Genomic DNA, 18,627 nt, shown 5'->3' with positions numbered 1-18,627 from the left:
ATTATTTATGCCGTATCTTCTCTCTTTCCTATTATGTCTTTCTTTATCGCCTATTTGGCCCCTTGGTGATAATCCACGTGCCGGTGATCCTTTTATTATTGTAAATAAAGCGACGAATAAACTAGCTTATATTGACGATGGGAAGATTCAAAAGGTTTTTCCAGTCGCGACAGGAAAAACAAATGAATTAACCCCAGAGGGAACTTTTGATATTGTAATGAAAGCAAAGGATCCGTATTACATTGCAAAAGATATTCCAGGGGGATCACCGAAAAATCCACTTGGATCTAGGTGGATGGGATTCAATGCACGAGGAACTGATGGGAGTAAGTATGGAATACATGGAACAAACCAACCGAGTTCAATTGGAAAGTATATTTCACAAGGGTGTATAAGAATGAAGAAAAATGATGTGGAGTATTTATTTGATCGTATTCCAATTGGAACGAAAGTGTGGATTGTAAAATCGAAAAAGTCATTTCAGCAATTGGCAAAAGAAAAAGGAGCCATTGCATATGAAAAAGCCAACGAAAAAGTTGGTTTTTTCTATTGTAATAAGTTGTCTTGACATGTGTACATAACCATGCGTTAATGAGAGTATAGAAAGATCAAATTAGATAAAGGAGTTGCTCATATGTACTTGAATCCAAAACTTTCGTATATGCAGTTTTTTATGGGATTTTTATTTATTATTACATTCATATTGGCAACTTTTAATATATGTTCTTATCTTGTAGCGATTGTATGTATGGCATTACTTAATCTTACTTTTGTTATTGGGGCATTTCAGCAGAAACAATATACAAGTTTTGTGCTAGCACTTGTAATGTCATTTTCCTTTAGTATTGTAGCGATTGTGCTTTACATAAAATAAACCATCTCGATTTCGAGATGGTTTATTTTGTTATGTGTAAAAAGTAAAAAAAGGACGAACAGATCGTCCTTTTTACCAAAACATACTTGCGCCAGCAAGTAATGTTGTTACAAGCATAGAAATTAGCATTACATAAATCATAACTTTTTGAGCTTTTTTATGCATCGTTAAACCTCCTTGCAAATCAGTACAATATCATTGTAACGAGAAATGATATTGTGGACAAGGGGGAGAGAAATGACAAAATTCGAGAAGTGTGTGTAAAGTATAACAGGAAATTTGTATGTACGTAGAGAATATATAAGAATGATAGGGTATAAGTTTTTTGTTATGCAAGCTGAAGAATGGAGATACGATGATGAAAATATATGAAACAAATCGTTTACATTTAAGGGAAATTGATGAGTCGTATGCTGAAAAAGTTCTTCAATATTACGACAGAAATCGTGAATTTTTAAAAGCCTGGGAAGAGTATAGACCGGATGATTTTTTTACGTTAGATTATCAAAAGAAAAAGTTACAAAAGGATAGAAAAGAGATCGCAGAAGGTAAAATCATTAGGCTTTGGATTTTTAAAAAAGGTGATGATACGAAAATAATTGGATGTATTTCATTTAATTTAATTGTTCGTGGAATTTACCAATCTTGTGTACTCGGCTATAAATTAGATAAGGAAGAGTTAAACAAAGGTTATACGACAGAAGCGCTTAGAAAAGCGATTCAAGTTGCTTTTGAGGAATTTCAATTACATCGTATAGAAGCACCGATTATGCCACGAAATTTAGCATCTATACAAGTCGTGACGAAGATAGGTTTTCAGTATGAGGGCGTGTCTAGGAAGATGTTAATGGTTAATGGAGTGTGGGAAGATCATATGCGCTGGGTATTGTTAAATGAGTAATAGAAAGCAGATGGTTATCTAGACATATAAACCGTCTGTTTTTTGTCTTGTATTTCGAAACTTTTGCGAAATTCTGTTATAATTAATAGTGTTACATACATAATGGTAGTGCAGGAGGCGCAGTCTTATGATTAATCAAGAACGTTTAGTAAATGAATTTATGGAGTTAGTACAAGTAGATTCTGAAACGAAATTTGAAGCAGAAATTTGCAAAGTATTAACAAAGAAATTTACAGATTTAGGTGTAGAAGTATTTGAAGATGACACAATGGCTGTTACTGGGCATGGTGCAGGTAACTTAATTTGTACATTACCAGCAACAAAAGATGGTGTTGATACAATTTACTTTACTTCTCATATGGATACAGTAGTTCCTGGTAATGGAATTAAGCCTTCTATTAAAGATGGATATATCGTATCAGATGGTACTACGATTTTAGGTGCAGATGATAAAGCAGGATTAGCATCCATGTTCGAAGCAATCCGTGTTTTAAAAGAGAAGAATATCCCTCATGGTACAATTGAATTTATTATTACAGTTGGAGAAGAATCTGGTCTTGTTGGTGCAAAAGCATTAGATCGTGAGCGCATTACTGCGAAATACGGTTACGCATTAGATAGCGATGGAAAAGTTGGTGAAATCGTTGTTGCAGCTCCAACACAAGCGAAAGTGAATGCGATTATTCGCGGGAAAACAGCTCATGCTGGTGTAGCACCAGAAAAAGGTGTATCTGCAATTACTATCGCAGCGAAAGCAATTGCGAAAATGCCACTTGGCCGTATTGATTCTGAAACAACTGCAAATATTGGACGTTTTGAAGGTGGTACACAAACGAATATCGTTTGCGATCACGTACAAATCTTTGCAGAAGCGCGTTCTTTAATCAATGAAAAAATGGAAGCGCAAGTTGCGAAAATGAAAGAAGCATTTGAAACAACTGCAAAAGAAATGGGCGGTCATGCAGACGTTGAAGTAAACGTTATGTATCCAGGATTTAAATTTGCTGATGGCGATCACGTTGTAGAAGTTGCAAAACGTGCAGCTGAAAAAATTGGTCGTACACCTTCTCTTCACCAAAGTGGTGGCGGAAGTGATGCAAACGTAATTGCAGGACACGGTATTCCAACAGTTAACTTAGCAGTTGGTTATGAAGAAATTCATACAACAAACGAAAAGATTCCTGTTGAAGAATTAGCAAAAACAGCAGAATTAGTTGTTGCAATTATTGAAGAAGTAGCGAAGTAATGTAATAGAAAAAGCGTGTAAATCACAACTGATTTACACGCTTTTTATTTTGATTCGATTGCTTTTACAAGGCGGATAAGCCAATACAAGAAAATCCATGGCAGTATGTAAGTTGTTACTACATGGACTAGGCGAGGGAGAAAACCAGCTATGTTCATATCAAAAATAGGAAGAAGTAAATAATTGATTGCGACGATTAGTATAATTACGAGAAACGTATAATTGAGTTTATCAGTCGATTTCATAATAATCACCCCTGATTACAAATATATCCACTTTGTTTAAATTATAGCAATAAATATGATAGAAAAGAACAAGTAATAATTATAATTATTGTGCAAAATTTGATATAATAAAAAGAACGAACGTTCTGATTAGGGGGGTGAGTACTATGCGAGAAATGTATCCCAAAAAAGGTCGTGTTATTTTACATGTAGATATGAATTGTTTTTTCGCATCTGTTGAAATTGCTCATGACCCATCATTACAGGGGAAGCCGTTAGCAGTTGCTGGAAATGAAAAAGAAAGAAAAGGAATTATCATCACATGTAGTTATGAGGCGAGAGAATATGGAATACGTACAACGATGCCACTTTGGGAAGCGAAAAGGTTATGTCCGCAATTAATTGTAAGGCGCCCTAATTTTACATTATATCGCGAAGCTTCATTTCAAATGTTTCAAATTCTTTCCCGTTTTACGGAAAAAATACAACCAGTATCAATAGATGAGGGGTATTTAGATATTACAGACTGCTACGCACTCGGTTCGCCTCTTGAAATAGCAAAGATGATCCAGCAGGCGTTATTAACAGAATTACAGCTTCCGTGTAGCATTGGAATTGCTCCGAACCTTTTCCTAGCAAAAACAGCTTCTGATATGAAAAAGCCTCTCGGTATTACCGTACTTCGAAAACGAGATATTCCAAAAATGATTTGGCCACTTCCAGTTGGAGCGATGCATGGGATTGGAGAAAAAACAGCTGAAAAATTAAATGATATTCATATACAAACAATTGAACAGTTAGCAAAAGGAAACGAACATATCATTCGCGCTAAAATTGGAAAGCACGGTGTTGATTTACAAAGGCGGGCAAACGGTGTGGATGATAGGGAAGTTGACCCGAGTCAAATGGGACAACATAAAAGTGTTGGTAACTCGATGACTTTTTCAAAGGATATGGATGAAGAGAAAGAATTACTTGATATGTTACAAAGGCTATCAAAATCAGTGAGTAAAAGATTACAAAAGCGAACTCTTGTCAGCTATAATATTCAAATTATGATTAAATATCATGATAGGCGGACAGTAACGCGGAGTAAGCAGTTGAAAAATGCCATTTGGGAAGAACGAGATATTTTTCAGGCAGCCTCTCGTTTATGGAAGCAACATTGGGACGGTGATTCCGTTCGTTTATTAGGTATTACAGCTACTGAAATAGAGTGGAAGACTGAATCGGTGAAACAATTAGATTTGTTTTCATTTGAAGAAGATGCGAAAGAAGAGCCGCTACTTGCTGTTATTGATCAAATTAATGATAAGTATGGAATGCCGCTTTTACAACGAGGTAGTCAATTATTACGTAAGCAAGAAAAGTCTTTTCAGCAAAAATTAGAAAGTAAGTTTATGTAGAAGGTGTCATGAAGCTGTACATATCATGACACCTTTTATTTTTATAAAAAACAAATTGTCGTTTTTGCACTACAAGCAAAATAATTATGTAATAATTCAAGTAAAAAGATAATTTTAGATGAATTTGATTTAAGTATGTATTCAAATTTTTTGACAGAATATGCCGATTTGCTAAATAAGTATAAATAAAAAGCACTGTAACCAGTGCTTTTTACGATAGATTAAGAGATTGTATGATTTTCAAAAATAACAATCTCTGAGTTATTTGCTGTTGAAACACGTTGTGCATAATATGTTAAAGCTGAAGAAATATATGTTGGTAACGAATCATTTGTATGTGTTGTTGTATATTCATGGATTAATTCTTTCAAAGTCGTCCATTCTAATTGTGCTGGGTGATCAGACACGAAAGAACTTACCCAGCGATCAAATGAAGATGAAAAATCAGTTTGTAAACGAAATGCTTCTTTCATAATAAAACGCTCCCTTAAAATGTAGTATAATCATTTTAACATAAAACACGAACAATTGCTAAGTTTTTTAAGTATAACGTTCGTGATATATAGTTGTCTAGATGATTGGTTATGTAAATTCGATTTGCCATTTGAAATAACATTCCGTAAGATGAAAGATAGATTATATAAAGAGCTGGAGGAAAGAAAGTGGAATTTGTATTTTTAGGAACTGGTGCAGGTGTTCCTTCAAAAGGAAGGAATGTTTCGGCAATTGCTTTGCAATTGTTAGAAGAACGAGGACAGACTTGGTTATTTGATTGTGGTGAGGCGACGCAACATCAAATATTACATACATCAGTACGTCCACGCCGCATTGAAAAAATATTTATTACGCATTTACATGGGGATCATATTTTTGGTTTGCCTGGTTTATTAGGAAGTCGTTCGTTTCAAGGAGGGACTACACCTTTAACAGTGTATGGACCAAAAGGAATTAAACAGTTTATTGAAGTCGCATTATCAGTAAGCACGACACATGTAAAATACCCGCTTGAAATTGTTGAGATAACAGAAGAAGGTACTGTGTTTGAAGATAATGAATTTCATGTGGAAACGAAAAGGTTGTCACACGGTATTGAATGTTTTGGATATCGGATTATAGAGAAAGATATACAAGGCGCCCTTTTAGTTGATAAATTGCTGGAGATGGGCGTGAAACCAGGTCCACTCTTTAAACGTTTAAAAGATGGAGAAGTGGTTGAATTGGAAAATGGTACGATACTAAACGGAAAAGATTTTATCGGCCCACCTCAAAAGGGAAGAATTATTACCATTTTAGGTGATACGAGATATTGTGAAGCGAGTAGAAAGCTAGCACAAGACGCTGACGTACTTGTTCATGAAGCAACTTTTGCAGCAGAAGATGAACAACAAGCTTATGATTATTTTCATTCCACATCTAAGCAAGCTGCAAGTATTGCACTTCAGGCAAATGTAAAACGATTAATATTGACTCATATTAGTTCTCGTTATCAAGGAGATACATATAAGGAATTATTGAAAGAGGCAAGAGAGCTATTTTCTAATACAGAAATAGCTACAGATTTAAAATCATTTCCAGTGGACAGATAATAATGTTGTGAAAAAATGGTGACGAAAGGTTGCCATTTTTTTATTTCTAAAAAAAATAAAAATAAAACTGTTATCATTTTATGCTTATATAGGATGAAACAGAAAATTTTAATGATGTAAAGATATAAGATGAAACTACATAGTATCGAGTGTTTAGAAAAACTGTTATATAAGTCGGACGACATACAAGTAGTACAAATAGCAAAAATGGATTTTTATTCAGAACTTTTAAAATTTATTAAAAGTAAGCGTTTTATTAAAAACAAGCTATAATGAGGACAGATTATAATTTACTGTAGGCTACATGTGTTTGAGACGTTTATCATAACAAGTGAAGTTGAATAAATTGTGAGAGAGCAACATGGAAATTATAATAGGAAGGACATTACTATTATTTGTATGAAGCCTTTTTCACTTTTTAGCTTTAAGGCATCAAAAGGTATGAAAGCAATGGGCGTTTCACTTGTTTATGCTATGCTTGTAAGGGGTTCTGTGTTAAACTTTGGATTGCTACAAGACTTTACTGTAGATTATCTTATATTATGTGTAAATGAAGGTAATGCTAAGTTTCTTATTTCATATTATAACTGGTATTATTTCAGGATATATCGCTTCACTGTTATTCAAAAACGATCCAATTCGTATAGCGGAACAAATTCGTAGTACAACTGGAAAAGCAACCGATTTGGTAGCTTAATAGAATAGTAAAAAATTTTTTCATAGAGGTTTAGGGGGAGTTATGATGAAGTATCGCTCAGTATTTGATATTATCGGTCCAGTTATGATTGGTCCATCAAGTTCACATACAGCAGGCGCAGCAAGAATGGGGCAAGTTGCTCGCCAGCTGTTTCGTCATGAACCAGAAAGAGTAAGCATTTCATTATATGGATCATTTGCAAAGACGTATCGTGGGCATGGTACAGATGTAGCGCTAATAGGTGGGATATTAGGGTTTGAAACAGATGACTTACGTATTCCAGAGGCGCTAGAGATAGCAAAAGAGCGCGAAATTGAAGTGGAATTTATTGAAGAGGATGCCAATGCACCTCACCCAAATACAGCGAGAATTCGTTTGTATAAAGGTGAAGAAGAAATTGAAGTTGTTGCTTGCTCAATTGGTGGCGGTAAAATTGAAGTTGTAGAATTAAACGGATTCGATCTTCAATTATCAGGCACGAGTCCAGCACTACTTATTGTAAATAACGATCGCTTCGGTGCTATTGCAGCAGTAGCTTCAATCCTTGCGAAACACGAGATTAACATTAGTACAATGAGTGTTTCTCGTAAGGAAAAAGGAAGAAGAGCGCTTATGGTCATCGAAACAGATGAAATATTAGCAGATGAAGTGATTGAAGAAATAAAAGCACAACAAAATATTTGTCAAGTAACTATTATGGAATAATTGCAGGGGGGACACACCATGTTTCGGAACGCAGCGGAACTAGTGGCGCAAGCTAAAGAACAAAATGTAAAAATCGCAGAAATTATGATTCAATGTGAAATGGAAACAAGAAGTATTTCACGTGAAGAAGTAATTGCTGGTATGGAAAAGAACTTAGTCGTGATGGAGCAAGCGGTAGAACGTGGTATTCGCGGAGTGAAATCACCAACTGGTTTAACTGGTGGAGATGCTGTAAAAGTTCAGGCGTATATGAAGAGTGGAAAAGGCTTATCTGGAGATACGATTTTGGACGCAGTGAGTAAAGCTGTTGCAACAAATGAAGTAAACGCAGCGATGGGAATTATTTGTGCAACACCAACAGCAGGATCTGCTGGAACAGTGCCAGGTGTACTATTTGCACTAAGAGAAAAATTGCAGCCTACACGTGAAGAAATGATTGAATTCTTATTTACAGCGGGAGCTTTCGGTATGGTTGTTGCGAATAACGCTTGTATTTCTGGTGCAGCGGGAGGATGCCAAGCTGAAGTTGGTTCAGCAAGTGGAATGGCAGCTGCAGCTGCAGTTGAAATGGCTGGTGGAACACAAGAGCAAGCAGCTACAGCGATGGCAATTTCATTAAAGAACATGCTTGGTTTAGTATGCGATCCTGTTGCAGGACTTGTAGAAGTACCTTGCGTAAAACGTAATGCAGCAGGAGCTGCAAATGCGATGATTTCAGCTGATTTAGCATTAGCCGGTGTAACGAGTACTATTCCATGTGATGAAGTAATTGAGGCGATGTTTAGAATCGGACAAACGATGCCAGTAGCACTTCGTGAAACAGCTGAAGGTGGACTTGCAGCAACACCGACTGGTCGTCGTCTACAAGAAGAGATTTTTGGGAAGACGAATAACTAAAAATATATGTTTATAAAAAATGGAGCTCAAGTAAGATTGAGCTCCATTTTTTATTTTTCTTTTGTTAATTGTTCTAACGTTTTCCCAAGATTATGTGATCGTTGCGCTGCCTGTGTAATACAGGAAATAAGCGCTTGTTGAAATTGGTGTTCTTGTAATACTTCAATGCCCGCTTCGGTCGTTCCACCAGGAGAGGTAATTTCCTTTCGCAAAATAGACGGGTGTTTTTCACTTGCTTTTAGCATTTCAGCAGCACCAATCATCGTTTGGAGAATAAGTGACTTTGCAACATCTTCTTTTAAACCGATTTTTTTTGCAGCTTCTTCCATCGCTTCTACTACGTAATAAATATAAGCAGGCCCGCTTCCGGATAATGCAGTGACAGCATGCATATCTTCTTCCTCTACAACAGAGACGAGACCGATCGTTTCAAATAAAGCTATGGCAGTTTGAATATGTTCTTTTGTTGCATGTTTAGAAGGCGAGATAGCAGTAGCTGATTTTAAAATAGCTGCAGATGTATTTGGCATGGCACGAATAATCGGAACGTCCTTTTGAAGTAGATTTCTAATTGAATGAGTAGAAACACCTGCTAATAACGAAATAATGAGCAGGTTATTATGTATGTCTTCTTTAAAAGGGGTAAGCGCTTCTGCAACATCTTTTGGCTTCATTGCTAGAAAAAGAATATTTGTATTAGTAAGTAGTTCTTTTTTATTATGTGTACCTTTGACACCGTATTTGTTATGTAGCTCCTGTAACCTTGTCTCATTAGAACGATTACTTACAGTAATTTGTTCGCCTTTCACAACATTTGCATGTAACAAGCCACCAATAATCGCTTCAGCAATAGAGCCCGCACCGAGAAAGGAAATGTTTTGAATAGACATGATGTTCCTCCTTTAATTTTGGTTAGAAATTCTTATAAATGTACATACATTCGTTTTTTTCTAGGAAACACCTCTTTTTATCTGAAAATAATGACAAATATATAAGGAAGTTGTAAACTGAAGAAGTATTCATTTTTGAACCGGAAAGAGACAGGGGGGCTAAGCATGACGGCGATTCACCGAATGGAGATTCCTGTGCCATTTGCAGTTGAAACTGTGAATGTGTTTTTAGTTGAGGGGGAGACATTAACATTAATTGATACAGGGACGAATACAGAAGAGGCAAGAAATGCGTTAGAAAGTCAGTTAGGTACATTAGGATATACGATAGAAGATATTAAAACAGTAGTTATTACGCATCATCATGCGGATCATTGTGGGCTTTTAAATATATTTTCTGAGAAGACGAACATTATTGGACACCCTTGGAATGAGCCGTGGATCACGCAAAATCCAGAATTTTTAAAGCGATATCATGATTTTTTTAGAGAGACGGCTTTACAATTTGGTGTTCCAGCAGCATTTTTGAAAGACGAGGCGTTATTGACGACAAGGACATTGAAATATTCTTGTAATAGATCGTTAACGCATACTGTGAGAGAGGGAGATCGTATTGATTCAATGCCTGGTTTTACAGTAATTGAAACACCGGGTCATGCTTCCACTCATATTTCATTATATAGAGAATCTGATGGAATACTAATTGGAGGGGATGCTCTCATTAGTCATATTTCTTCGAATCCAATATTAGAACCACCATATGAAGGACAAACAGAAAGGGCGCGCCCGTTATTACAATATAATCAAACGTTAAAGCGTTTAAGTGAAATGAATATTTCACGCATTTTATCAGGACATGGAGAAGATGTTCTAAATGTGAAACAACTTATTGAAACGAGATTACAAAAGCAAGAAACACGTGCATTTAAAGTGCTTGAGTTATTAAAGGAAAAACCAATGACAGCATTTGAAGTATGTGTAAAACTATTTCCGGTATTATATAAGGAACAATTACCGCTTACTATTTCAGAAACGGTTGGACAATTAGACTTTTTAGCATATAATCAACAAGTGATGATTGATGAATCTTCGCAACAATTGATTTATTATGCAAAGTAGGTGACAGCAATGACGGGACGTTTACAAAATAAAGTAATCGTCATTACAGGTGCTTCTAGTGGAATTGGAGAGCAAGTTGCAATGCAAGTTGCAGAGCAGGGGGCGACTCCAGTATTAATGGCTAGAACAGAAGAGAAATTAAAAGCGCTAGCAGACAAAATTAAAGAAACTTATAATACGCCTTGCTATTATTATGTATTAGATGTAAGTGAAGAGACGGAAGTACAATCTGTTTTTTCAAAGGTATTACAAGAAGTGGGACGTATTGATATATTAGTAAACAATGCGGGATTTGGTATTTTTAAAACGTTTGAAGATGCGTCAATGGATGAAGTGAAAGATATGTTCCAAGTAAATGTATTTGGATTAGTAGCTTGTACGAAAGCAGTACTACCTTATATGGTAAAAAGAAACGAAGGACATATTATTAATATTGCATCACTTGCTGGGAAAATTGCAACGCCGAAATCGAGTGCGTATGCAGCGACGAAACATGCAGTACTAGGATTTACGAATAGTTTACGCATGGAGTTGTCTAGTACGAATGTTTTCGTAACAGCGATTAATCCAGGTCCGATAGATACAAACTTTTTTGAAATAGCTGATCAATCCGGTACATATGTGAAAAATATGGGACGATACATGTTAAAACCAACATATGTAGCAGAGCAAATTGTAAAATCGATGCAAACGAAAAAGCGTGAAGTAAACTTACCGAAATGGATGGGCATTGGTCCGAAACTGTATGCCTTATTCCCAGGTTTATTTGAGCGCGTAGCAGGTAAATCATTAAGTAAAAAATAGGAGATTTCCATATGGAAATCTCCTATTTTTTTATCCCGCTTTAATGGGCAGTAAGACCCCCACCTCAAAATGCAGCGAAAGCAAAGAAGTTAGGTGGGGGGCGGGCTGCCCATTAAAGTCCGATTGGTGAGGGCTGATAATCAGTGGGTGATGAAGAAAACCCCCACTGATTAAAGTTTCACTTTATTTTCCAGTCACATAATCGTAAACGATATCCTCAACTGCCTCGTATACATCAATTTTAGTATTTGAATGAATAATCGTTTGAATATGTTTAACAAGCATTTCCTGATCCTCATTTGACATAGGACTACATTGATATTGCTGAAAACTTTTTATAATCATTTTCTCAATTAATTTTTCATTCATGTTTTCCCCGCCTGTATGTACGTATGTATTGTTTTATTGTACTTGAAGTGAAATGAAAAAACTACTATGCACTATTTATGTATAAAAATTCGGTTGCGCATATTATTTTTCTAGTAAAATTAAGTTTTTTAAGTTTATAAAATTTATAAATATTTAATTGACTCTATAAATATACAATATTATAATCATACTTAATTTAAAGAATCGATATGAGGAGGAGCATATGAAGGTCGCGATTATTGGAGCAACTGGGTATGGAGGTATTGAATTAATTCGGTTATTAGAGCAACATCCATATTTTTCGATAGCATCTCTCCATTCTTTTTCACAAGTTGGCGAGTGTATAACAAATGTATATCCGCATTTTCAAAATGTTCTTGTTCATACGTTACAAGAAATTGATGTGGAGGAAATAGAGAAGGAAGCAGAAATTGTATTTTTAGCAACCCCAGCAGGAGTATCAGCAGAGTTAACTCCCAAATTATTAGCAGTAGGCTTAAAAGTAATTGACCTATCTGGAGACTTTCGTATGAAAGATCCTTTCATATATGAACAGTGGTATAAAAGGGCAGCTGCAAAAGAAGGAGTCCTTAGGGAAGCTGTATATGGGTTAAGTGAATGGAAAAGGTCCGAAATTCAAAAGGCAAATTTAATTGCAAATCCAGGATGTTTTGCTACAGCTGCATTATTAGCGATATTACCATTAGTTCGTAGCGGCATAATTGAAGAAGATTCCATTATCATTGATGCGAAATCAGGAGTATCTGGAGCAGGCAAAACGCCAACAACGATGACTCACTTTCCTGAGTTATACGATAACTTGCGTATTTATAAAGTAAATGAGCATCAACACGTTCCTGAGATTGAGCAAATGCTCGCGGAATGGAATAGAGAAACGAAGCCAATCACGTTTAGTACACATTTAATACCGATATCACGTGGGATTATGGTTACACTTTATGCGAAAGTAAAACGAGAAATGGAAATAGAACAACTTCAAAAATTATATGAAGAAACGTATGAACAATCGCCTTTCATTCGAATTCGTCTGCAAGGAGAGTTTCCAAGTCCGAAAGAAGTGAGGGGCTCAAATTATTGTGATATGGGGATAGCTTACGATGAAAGAACAGGAAGAGTGACAGTCGTTTCTGTTATAGACAATATGGTGAAAGGTGCGGCTGGGCAAGCAATTCAAAATGCAAACATAATAGCGGGACTAGAAGAAACAACAGGTTTACAACATATGCCGCTTTATCTATAAGGGGGACATGATGATTAAAGTAGCGTCTATTACAAAAGTAGAAAATGGTTCGATTGTAACTCCAAAAGGTTTCTCGGCCATTGGCACTGCAATTGGTTTGAAAAAAGAGAAAAAGGATTTAGGGGCAATCGTTTGTGATACACCAGCATCATGTGCTGCTGTTTATACAACAAATCAAATACAAGCAGCTCCCTTGCAAGTAACGAAGGATAGTATAACGACTGAGGGGAAATTACAAGCTATTATCGTCAATAGTGGAAATGCAAATGCTTGTACGGGAATGAAAGGATTACAAGATGCTTATGAGATGCGTGCATTAGGGGCGAAACATTTTGGAATGAAAGACAATTACGTTGCAGTAGCTTCAACAGGTGTAATTGGTGTTCCGCTGCCGATGGATATAATCCGAAATGGGATTGCTACTCTTATCCCGGCGAAGGAAGAAAGGGAAGCTCATTCTTTTTCTGAAGCGATCTTAACGACGGATCTTATAACGAAAGAAACTTGTTATGAAATGGTGATTGATGGGAAGAAAGTGCTGATTGCTGGTGTTGCGAAAGGTTCAGGGATGATTCATCCAAATATGGCAACGATGCTAAGTTTTATTACGACAGACGCTCATATAGAGCATGACGTATTACAAACAGCATTATCACAAATCACGAATCATACATTCAATCAAATTACGGTAGATGGAGATACTTCTACGAATGATATGGTCATCGTTATGGCAAGTGGATTATCAGAAACGAAACCAATTGATATGGAACATGCAGATTGGGAAACTTTCGTAGTTGCTTTACAGAAGGTATGTGAAGATTTAGCGAAAAAAATTGCACAAGATGGTGAAGGTGCTACGAAGTTAATAGAAGTAAATGTGTTAGGAGCTCGAACGAATGAAGAGGCAAAGAAAATTGCAAAGCAAATAGTCGGTTCGAGTCTTGTGAAAACAGCAATACATGGTGAAGATCCAAACTGGGGGCGAATTATTAGTACCATTGGACAAAGTGAAGTCGCGATTAACCCAAATACAATTGATATTACTCTTCAATCTATTGCGGTGCTGAAAAATAGTGAACCTCAAATGTTTTCTGAAGAGGAAATGAAAATGAGGTTACAAGAACATGAAATTATGATTGATGTGTATTTACATTTAGGAGAAGAGACCGGATCAGCTTGGGGCTGTGACTTAAGCTATGAATATGTGAAAATAAACGCTTGTTATCGTACATAAGGAGAGGGAAGATGAGTGATTATATTGTAGTGAAATGCGGCGGTAGTATGTTGGATCAATTAAATGATGTGTTTTTTGATTGCATAAAGAAATTGCAACAGAAGTATAAAGTAGTGATTGTCCATGGCGGTGGCCCAGAAATTGATGCCCAATTAAAAGATTGTAACATCAACGCAGAAAAAAGAGATGGATTACGAGTAACACCAAAAGAAGTTATGGATGTTGTTCAAATGGTGCTATGCGGAAGTACGAATAAAAAACTCGTAATGAATTTACAAAAGCATAATTTACTTGCAGTAGGTTGTTCAGGATGTGACGGCAATCTACTTCAAGTTCAACCTGTCAGCGAGGAGATAGGATATGTGGGAGAAGTAAGTTATGTCGAAACGGCCTTACTAAAAGGATTAATAAATATGAATTATATTCCTGTTATTGCTCCGGTCGGCATAAATGATAATGAGATTTATAACATAAATGCAGATACCGCCGCAGCTGGAATTGCAGCCGCATTATCTGCAAAAGAACTCATTTTTATTACAGATGTAGATGGGGTATTACATGAAGGAAAGTTAGTAAAGAAAACCGACGAATTTGAGATTGTTAATTTTATAGAAAACGGTGTTATTACCGGTGGGATGATTCCGAAAGTACAGGCTGCACTAGCATCATTAAAAATGGGAGTGCAAAAGGTTAGTATCGTAAATGGGACGAAGGATTTTACCGAGGTTACAGGTGAGTGTATTGGAACAACGGTAACGAGGGGCGTGAGTATTGCATGATAAGTCATCTTTTTCAAACGTATGGGAGAAGAAAGATTGAGTTTGTAAAGGGGGAAGGAACGAAAGTCATTGATAATAACAGTAAGCAATATTTAGATTTCACATCAGGAATTGGTGTATGTAATTTAGGACATTGTCATCCTACTGTTATGAAAGCTGTACAAGAGCAACTGCATGAAATATGGCATATATCTAACCTGTTTACAAACAGCTTACAAGAAGAAGTCGCGTCATTATTAACAGAAAACATAACATTAGATTATGTGTTCTTCTGTAATAGCGGGGCAGAGGCGAATGAAGCTGCTTTGAAGCTAGCCCGTAAGCATACTGAAAAATCTCTCGTCGTAACATGCGAGCAATCTTTTCACGGTAGAACATTCGGAACGATGAGTGCGACGGGACAAAATAAAGTGAAAGAAGGGTTTGGTCCGCTCCTTCCCTCTTTTTTACATACGCCTTTTAACGATATAAAGGCATTAGAGGAAGTAATGAATGAAGAAGTTGCGGCAGTAATGATAGAAGTTGTTCAAGGAGAGGGAGGAGTCATACCTGCTGATCTATCTTTTTTGAAAGCGATTGAAGCATTATGTAAGAAGTTCGGGTCCTTATTTATTATAGACGAAGTCCAAACAGGAATCGGAAGAACAGGGACATTATTTGCTTACGAACAAATGGGAATAACACCTCATATCGTTACTACTGCTAAGGCGCTTGGAAATGGCATTCCAGTTGGAGCAATGATTGGCCGGAAAGAACTTGGAATATCGTTTCCTGCAGGGTCACATGGTTCAACGTTTGGTGGAAATTATATTGCAATGGCTGCGGCGAAAGAAGTATTGCAAATAACTAAGAAACCATCGTTTTTAAAAGAAGTAAAGGAAAAGGGCGAGTACGTATTACAGAAGTTGCAAGAGGAATTACAACCTGTCGAATGTATTCAAAATATACGTGGTAAGGGGCTTATGGTTGGAATTGAATGTACGCATGAAGTTGCAAGTTGTATAGAACAACTAGAAAAAGAGGGACTTCTCGTATTACAAGCAGGGCCTAATGTTATAAGACTATTACCGCCACTCATTGTAACGAATGAAGAGTTAGAACAGGCAGTATATATGATAAAAAAAGTAGTTTGTACAAAAAACGTATCAATTATATAAGGGGGAAGTTTCATGTCAACTGTACAAGTACCGAAATTAAATACGAAAGATCTTTTAACATTAGAAGAACTAACGCAAGAAGAAATTATTTCTTTAATTGAGTTCGCTATATATTTAAAAAATAATAAGCAAGAGCCTTTACTACAAGGGAAAATATTAGGCCTTATCTTTGATAAGCACTCGACTCGTACTCGTGTATCTTTTGAAGCAGGAATGGTACAGCTCGGGGGACATGGTATGTTTTTAAGTGGAAAAGAGATGCAAATGGGCAGAGGAGAAACTGTTTCAGATACTGCGAAAGTATTATCGCAGTATATTGACGGGATTATGATACGTACATTCTCACACGCGGATGTAGAAGAGCTTGCAAAAGAATCGAGCATTCCTGTTATTAACGGTTTAACTGACGATCATCATCCTTGTCAAGCATTGGCAGACTTAATGACAATATACGAAGAAACAAATACATTTAAAGGAATAAAATTGGCTTACGTAGGTGACGGAAATAATGTATGTCATTCATTGTTGTTAGCGAGTGCAAAAGTTGGAATGTATATGACTGTTGCAACACCTGTAGGGTATGAACCGAATGAGGAAATTGTAAAAAAAGCGTTAACGATTGCTGAAGAAACAGGAGCGAAAATTGAAATTTTGCATAACCCTGAACTAGCGGTGAATGAAGCAGATTTCATTTATACTGACGTTTGGATGAGTATGGGGCAAGAGGGAGAAGAAGAGAAATATACTTTATTTCAACCATACCAAATTAATAAAGAACTTGTTACGCATGCGAAGCAAACATATCGTTTCTTGCACTGTTTACCTGCCCATCGTGAAGAAGAAGTAACAGGCGAAATTATAGATGGGCCAAAATCTATCGTATTTGAGCAAGCCGGTAATCGATTGCATGCGCAAAAAGCATTATTAGTAAGTTTATTTAAAAATGTAGAAGAACTTTCCTAAATGATGTACACCTCCAGTTGTGAGACACAAATAACAATTGGAGGTGTATTTTTTTTATTGAAATGTCATATGTATATTTAGTTAACCATTTCGATATCATCTATAATAAAAGAGAAAATGAAATTTGTTTTTCGGAGTGGGTAAGGGCATACTAGGTATAAAAATATAGTTAAAGAGATGATGAGAGTGAAAACAACTAAGAAAACATATTCGTTTTTTCAGCGGATGTGGAGAATATTAAAGTTTCAATATTATAAGTTGCTTCGATCACCAGAAGGAGCGAAGAAAGTATCGTTAGGTTTTGCGATTGGTTTTGGTTTAGAGATGTTGGTTATATATACAGCATCGCTCGTCTATTTAATATTTTATCCAATCGTCAGGTTAGCAAAGGGATCTTTTCCTGCAGCGGTGATTGGCAATATTATTGGAAAAATATCGTTTCTCCCAGTAGTTTTATTTCCGCTTGCGTATGCGCTAGGGAAAATGATTTATCCATTTCATGTGCAAAAAATACATCATGAACCCTTTACGATATCGGACTTGTTTTCAAGTCACATTTTTACGATATTAAAGAGCTTATTACAGAGTGAAGTGTATGTGTTAATTGGAATGACGATTTTAGGGGTTGTGTTTGGTGTAGTTTCATATTTCGTTGTGCATTATTTATATGAAAAGAACCGTAAGTTACGTTTGAAGAACAGAAAGAAAAGAGTGAGAGAACCACTCATGCAAATATAAAGAGTGTCACACTCATTTTCTCCTTTGAATATGTTTAAGAAAAAGGAGGAGAGAATGAATGTATTATTATTACGTACCGCAAGTATATCCATATGTAAATTATTATCCGGTTTATGATACGAGTAGGCAATATGAATTATATCGACAACAACAACTACCGCAAATACCATCGCAACAACCTACGCAAGATCAAAAACCATATTTAACGACATGGCCATATTCAAATGTATACTATGGTAATTATTACGAATCATAAAGCTGCTTCTATTTAGAAGCAGCTTTATGCGTTTGTTTTCAAAATTAAATTTTGAATGGTTTGAAGAGAGTGAATGAGTTTTTCACGTTCTTCCTCAGATAACGTTTGGAAATTTTCTTTTAATTTGTCTAAAATGAATTGTTGATACTGATTTACTAACAATTTCCCTTCAGCTGTCAGGGAAATTAAAATGACCCGTCGATCTTTTTCGCTATAATGACGCTCTATTAGTTCTTCTTGGATCAGTTTGTTTAATAGAGGTGTCATGTTAGGCCGTGAAATCGCTAGCCGCTTGCCGATTTCGGAAACTGCTAATGTGCCATTTTCATGCAGAAGCAGTAATACTTGTGTATGTGATGGCGGCATATGTCTTTGAGAAGAAAATTCTCCAGGAAGCATAAATTTGCGATAAAAAAGAGGCACTAGCGAAAGAAGATGATCAACAATACGTTCCCACTCGCGTGATTCCATATAAAGGCCCCCTTCCACTCTCATTGTAACAAAAAAGACATGTTATAAAA

Annotated in this window: 24 protein-coding genes and 1 pseudogene; 19 read left to right on the top strand and 6 right to left on the bottom strand. The window is 36.2% G+C overall.

What is annotated here, in order from left to right; genetic code table 11:
• The first annotated feature begins 7 nt into the window (after window positions 1–7).
• Window positions 8–568: a L,D-transpeptidase gene (locus MR070_RS02120; protein ID WP_001146556.1), complete on the top strand. Its 561-nt coding sequence runs from the start codon at window positions 8–10 to the stop codon at window positions 566–568.
• 66 nt (window positions 569–634) lie between these two features.
• Window positions 635–874: a DUF3894 domain-containing protein gene (locus tag MR070_RS02115; protein ID WP_070806812.1), complete on the top strand. Its 240-nt coding sequence runs from the start codon at window positions 635–637 to the stop codon at window positions 872–874.
• A gap of 72 nt (window positions 875–946) precedes the next feature.
• On the opposite strand, the gene prli42 is transcribed toward MR070_RS02115, so the two are convergent.
• Entirely contained in the window at window positions 947–1,039 is a 93-nt protein-coding gene (prli42, locus tag MR070_RS02110) for a stressosome-associated protein Prli42 (RefSeq protein WP_000549038.1), read from the bottom strand.
• A 190-nt stretch (window positions 1,040–1,229) separates the two neighbouring features.
• On the opposite strand from prli42, the gene MR070_RS02105 reads away from it, so the two are divergent.
• Together MR070_RS02105 and MR070_RS02100 are read left to right on the top strand one after the other, a co-directional pair.
• Window positions 1,230–1,775, top strand: coding sequence for a GNAT family N-acetyltransferase (locus MR070_RS02105; RefSeq protein ID WP_001993297.1), 546 nt, complete (start codon window positions 1,230–1,232; stop codon window positions 1,773–1,775).
• Window positions 1,776–1,902: 127 nt separating this feature from the next.
• Window positions 1,903–3,021: a tripeptidase T gene (locus MR070_RS02100; protein ID WP_000609808.1), complete on the top strand. Its 1,119-nt coding sequence runs from the start codon at window positions 1,903–1,905 to the stop codon at window positions 3,019–3,021.
• Between the two features lie 44 nt (window positions 3,022–3,065).
• Here the strand turns inward: MR070_RS02100 and MR070_RS02095 are convergent, their stop codons facing one another.
• On the bottom strand, window positions 3,066–3,266 hold the full coding sequence (locus tag MR070_RS02095; RefSeq protein WP_000842873.1) for a hypothetical protein: 201 nt from the start codon (window positions 3,264–3,266) through the stop codon (window positions 3,066–3,068).
• A 146-nt stretch (window positions 3,267–3,412) separates the two neighbouring features.
• Here MR070_RS02095 and MR070_RS02090 point away from each other — a divergent pair, with 146 nt between their 5' ends.
• Window positions 3,413–4,651: a DNA polymerase IV gene (locus MR070_RS02090; RefSeq protein WP_242260461.1), complete on the top strand. Its 1,239-nt coding sequence runs from the start codon at window positions 3,413–3,415 to the stop codon at window positions 4,649–4,651.
• 42 nt (window positions 4,652–4,693) lie between these two features.
• A pseudogene (locus MR070_RS02085) lies at window positions 4,694–4,840 on the top strand (DNA polymerase IV); the annotation flags it as partial.
• Between the two features lie 32 nt (window positions 4,841–4,872).
• On the opposite strand, the gene MR070_RS02080 reads toward MR070_RS02085, so the two are convergent.
• Entirely contained in the window at window positions 4,873–5,124 is a 252-nt protein-coding gene (locus MR070_RS02080; protein WP_000656491.1) for a DUF3932 family protein, read from the bottom strand.
• 189 nt (window positions 5,125–5,313) lie between these two features.
• Between MR070_RS02080 and rnz the strand changes: the two genes are divergently transcribed.
• The 4 genes from rnz (at window position 5,314) to sdaAA (ending at window position 8,536) form a co-directional block, all read left to right on the top strand.
• Window positions 5,314–6,237, top strand: coding sequence for a ribonuclease Z (rnz, locus tag MR070_RS02075; protein ID WP_000397444.1), 924 nt, complete (start codon window positions 5,314–5,316; stop codon window positions 6,235–6,237).
• A gap of 559 nt (window positions 6,238–6,796) precedes the next feature.
• Window positions 6,797–6,934, top strand: a complete 138-nt coding sequence (locus tag MR070_RS02070; RefSeq protein WP_154214285.1) for a hypothetical protein — start codon at window positions 6,797–6,799, stop codon at window positions 6,932–6,934.
• A 45-nt stretch (window positions 6,935–6,979) separates the two neighbouring features.
• Window positions 6,980–7,639, top strand: a complete 660-nt coding sequence (sdaAB, locus tag MR070_RS02065) for an L-serine ammonia-lyase, iron-sulfur-dependent subunit beta (RefSeq protein WP_000877446.1) — start codon at window positions 6,980–6,982, stop codon at window positions 7,637–7,639.
• Between the two features lie 18 nt (window positions 7,640–7,657).
• Window positions 7,658–8,536 carry an L-serine ammonia-lyase, iron-sulfur-dependent, subunit alpha gene (gene sdaAA / locus MR070_RS02060; protein ID WP_000489463.1) on the top strand — a complete coding sequence of 293 codons (879 nt, stop codon included), beginning with the start codon at window positions 7,658–7,660 and terminating at the stop codon, window positions 8,534–8,536.
• A 50-nt stretch (window positions 8,537–8,586) separates the two neighbouring features.
• On the opposite strand, the gene proI is transcribed toward sdaAA, so the two are convergent.
• Window positions 8,587–9,426 (bottom strand): pyrroline-5-carboxylate reductase ProI, encoded by an 840-nt coding sequence (gene proI / locus MR070_RS02055; protein ID WP_044793839.1) that lies wholly within the window; start codon window positions 9,424–9,426, stop codon window positions 8,587–8,589.
• A gap of 165 nt (window positions 9,427–9,591) precedes the next feature.
• Here proI and MR070_RS02050 point away from each other — a divergent pair, with 165 nt between their 5' ends.
• A complete protein-coding gene (locus MR070_RS02050; RefSeq protein ID WP_000125138.1) occupies window positions 9,592–10,545 on the top strand; it encodes an MBL fold metallo-hydrolase in 954 nt (317 codons plus the stop codon).
• A gap of 9 nt (window positions 10,546–10,554) precedes the next feature.
• Window positions 10,555–11,349, top strand: a complete 795-nt coding sequence (locus MR070_RS02045; RefSeq protein WP_000147804.1) for an SDR family oxidoreductase — start codon at window positions 10,555–10,557, stop codon at window positions 11,347–11,349.
• A gap of 183 nt (window positions 11,350–11,532) precedes the next feature.
• Here MR070_RS02045 and MR070_RS02040 read toward each other — a convergent pair whose 3' ends face one another.
• Window positions 11,533–11,718 (bottom strand): YqzH family protein, encoded by a 186-nt coding sequence (locus MR070_RS02040; protein ID WP_001003230.1) that lies wholly within the window; start codon window positions 11,716–11,718, stop codon window positions 11,533–11,535.
• A 223-nt stretch (window positions 11,719–11,941) separates the two neighbouring features.
• On the opposite strand from MR070_RS02040, the gene argC reads away from it, so the two are divergent.
• The 7 genes from argC to MR070_RS02005 all read left to right on the top strand — a co-directional run bounded on the left by argC (window position 11,942) and on the right by MR070_RS02005 (window position 18,106).
• Entirely contained in the window at window positions 11,942–12,979 is a 1,038-nt protein-coding gene (argC, locus tag MR070_RS02035; protein ID WP_000861224.1) for an N-acetyl-gamma-glutamyl-phosphate reductase, read from the top strand.
• A gap of 10 nt (window positions 12,980–12,989) precedes the next feature.
• Complete coding sequence (gene argJ / locus MR070_RS02030; protein ID WP_138321130.1) at window positions 12,990–14,213, top strand: bifunctional glutamate N-acetyltransferase/amino-acid acetyltransferase ArgJ; 1,224 nt, start codon at window positions 12,990–12,992, stop codon at window positions 14,211–14,213.
• Between the two features lie 11 nt (window positions 14,214–14,224).
• Window positions 14,225–14,992: an acetylglutamate kinase gene (gene argB / locus MR070_RS02025; protein WP_001286781.1), complete on the top strand. Its 768-nt coding sequence runs from the start codon at window positions 14,225–14,227 to the stop codon at window positions 14,990–14,992.
• Window positions 14,989–16,149, top strand: coding sequence for an acetylornithine transaminase (gene argD / locus MR070_RS02020; RefSeq protein ID WP_242260459.1), 1,161 nt, complete (start codon window positions 14,989–14,991; stop codon window positions 16,147–16,149). The genes argB and argD overlap by 4 nt, the downstream gene beginning before the upstream one ends.
• A 12-nt stretch (window positions 16,150–16,161) precedes the next feature.
• Window positions 16,162–17,112, top strand: coding sequence for an ornithine carbamoyltransferase (argF, locus tag MR070_RS02015; RefSeq protein ID WP_139895874.1), 951 nt, complete (start codon window positions 16,162–16,164; stop codon window positions 17,110–17,112).
• A gap of 177 nt (window positions 17,113–17,289) precedes the next feature.
• The gene (locus MR070_RS02010) at window positions 17,290–17,850 is read left to right on the top strand and encodes a DUF2062 domain-containing protein (RefSeq protein WP_002028428.1); all 561 of its coding nucleotides are present in this window, start codon (window positions 17,290–17,292) and stop codon (window positions 17,848–17,850) included.
• A 58-nt stretch (window positions 17,851–17,908) separates the two neighbouring features.
• On the top strand, window positions 17,909–18,106 hold the full coding sequence (locus MR070_RS02005; RefSeq protein ID WP_000291952.1) for a hypothetical protein: 198 nt from the start codon (window positions 17,909–17,911) through the stop codon (window positions 18,104–18,106).
• A gap of 24 nt (window positions 18,107–18,130) precedes the next feature.
• Here the strand turns inward: MR070_RS02005 and MR070_RS02000 are convergent, their stop codons facing one another.
• A complete protein-coding gene (locus tag MR070_RS02000) occupies window positions 18,131–18,577 on the bottom strand; it encodes a MarR family winged helix-turn-helix transcriptional regulator (protein WP_000445817.1) in 447 nt (148 codons plus the stop codon).
• Window positions 18,578–18,627: the final 50 nt, after the last annotated feature.

This window comes from Bacillus cereus group sp. BfR-BA-01453, from assembly GCF_022662915.1.
GTDB classification, from domain to species: Bacteria; Bacillota; Bacilli; order Bacillales; family Bacillaceae_G; genus Bacillus_A; species Bacillus_A paranthracis.
The sequence above is the reverse complement of the archived record's forward strand: the minus strand, read 5'-3'. Positions and strand labels throughout refer to the sequence as shown.

Coding starts and splice junctions, on each gene's coding strand:
- MR070_RS02120 (WP_001146556.1), top strand. CDS start 8: ATGCCGTATCTTCTCTCTTTCCTATTATGTCTTTCTTTATCGCCTATT.
- MR070_RS02115 (WP_070806812.1), top strand. CDS start 635: ATGTACTTGAATCCAAAACTTTCGTATATGCAGTTTTTTATGGGATTT.
- prli42 (WP_000549038.1), bottom strand. CDS start 1,039: ATGCATAAAAAAGCTCAAAAAGTTATGATTTATGTAATGCTAATTTCT.
- MR070_RS02105 (WP_001993297.1), top strand. CDS start 1,230: ATGATGAAAATATATGAAACAAATCGTTTACATTTAAGGGAAATTGAT.
- MR070_RS02100 (WP_000609808.1), top strand. CDS start 1,903: ATGATTAATCAAGAACGTTTAGTAAATGAATTTATGGAGTTAGTACAA.
- MR070_RS02095 (WP_000842873.1), bottom strand. CDS start 3,266: ATGAAATCGACTGATAAACTCAATTATACGTTTCTCGTAATTATACTA.
- MR070_RS02090 (WP_242260461.1), top strand. CDS start 3,413: ATGCGAGAAATGTATCCCAAAAAAGGTCGTGTTATTTTACATGTAGAT.
- MR070_RS02080 (WP_000656491.1), bottom strand. CDS start 5,124: ATGAAAGAAGCATTTCGTTTACAAACTGATTTTTCATCTTCATTTGAT.
- MR070_RS02070 (WP_154214285.1), top strand. CDS start 6,797: ATGCTAAGTTTCTTATTTCATATTATAACTGGTATTATTTCAGGATAT.
- sdaAB (WP_000877446.1), top strand. CDS start 6,980: ATGAAGTATCGCTCAGTATTTGATATTATCGGTCCAGTTATGATTGGT.
- sdaAA (WP_000489463.1), top strand. CDS start 7,658: ATGTTTCGGAACGCAGCGGAACTAGTGGCGCAAGCTAAAGAACAAAAT.
- proI (WP_044793839.1), bottom strand. CDS start 9,426: ATGTCTATTCAAAACATTTCCTTTCTCGGTGCGGGCTCTATTGCTGAA.
- MR070_RS02050 (WP_000125138.1), top strand. CDS start 9,592: ATGACGGCGATTCACCGAATGGAGATTCCTGTGCCATTTGCAGTTGAA.
- MR070_RS02045 (WP_000147804.1), top strand. CDS start 10,555: ATGACGGGACGTTTACAAAATAAAGTAATCGTCATTACAGGTGCTTCT.
- MR070_RS02040 (WP_001003230.1), bottom strand. CDS start 11,718: ATGAATGAAAAATTAATTGAGAAAATGATTATAAAAAGTTTTCAGCAA.
- argC (WP_000861224.1), top strand. CDS start 11,942: ATGAAGGTCGCGATTATTGGAGCAACTGGGTATGGAGGTATTGAATTA.
- argJ (WP_138321130.1), top strand. CDS start 12,990: ATGATTAAAGTAGCGTCTATTACAAAAGTAGAAAATGGTTCGATTGTA.
- argB (WP_001286781.1), top strand. CDS start 14,225: ATGAGTGATTATATTGTAGTGAAATGCGGCGGTAGTATGTTGGATCAA.
- argD (WP_242260459.1), top strand. CDS start 14,989: ATGATAAGTCATCTTTTTCAAACGTATGGGAGAAGAAAGATTGAGTTT.
- argF (WP_139895874.1), top strand. CDS start 16,162: ATGTCAACTGTACAAGTACCGAAATTAAATACGAAAGATCTTTTAACA.
- MR070_RS02010 (WP_002028428.1), top strand. CDS start 17,290: ATGATGAGAGTGAAAACAACTAAGAAAACATATTCGTTTTTTCAGCGG.
- MR070_RS02005 (WP_000291952.1), top strand. CDS start 17,909: ATGTATTATTATTACGTACCGCAAGTATATCCATATGTAAATTATTAT.
- MR070_RS02000 (WP_000445817.1), bottom strand. CDS start 18,577: ATGGAATCACGCGAGTGGGAACGTATTGTTGATCATCTTCTTTCGCTA.